The 475-nt window shown below is 39.8% G+C and carries 1 protein-coding gene; it reads right to left on the bottom strand.

What is annotated here, in order from left to right; translation table 11 throughout:
• A partial coding sequence (locus AC1VNY_RS42590; protein ID WP_482409686.1) for a hypothetical protein occupies positions 1-204 on the bottom strand: 204 nt, incomplete at its 3' end.
• Between the last annotated feature and the right edge of the window lie 271 nt (positions 205-475).

Below are 475 nucleotides of genomic sequence, written 5' to 3' on the forward strand. Positions count from 1 at the left end.
AGTGAACTGCATAAGTTCGTCGCCTAGGCTTTCTTCCAAATCCTCTTGGTAAGAGCTGACAATATTTGGAATTCTTTTCAAAATCTCTTCTGCTGTAAGAGATTTTAACTGCCAAAGTATTCCAAATACACCAGTCACTCTATGGTACTCTGCCATGCGTTTAGGTAAGGCAGAGAGTACATTATCAATTATGACAATAAACACCTGACTTTCAAATTTTTGTTTGAGTGTTTGATTTTCTACAACTTCATCGAGCGTAGTAGAGCCACTAAAATCGTCGTACTTAGTATTTCGCTTGCGTCGTCTTGAAGCAAGTTTGTTGCTGATATTCTTGACAGTGAGTCAGGATTTTGGCTTTGGCCTCAAATCGGAAAATGTAGACCTCATTGCTTGAACGTACCCGTGTAACGATTCATAAAGGTCATATCCCGTGTTAAGGTCTTGATTAGGTGACTGTAATGAAGCGCTAGACGCT

Source organism: Bradyrhizobium ferriligni (genome assembly GCF_056837965.1).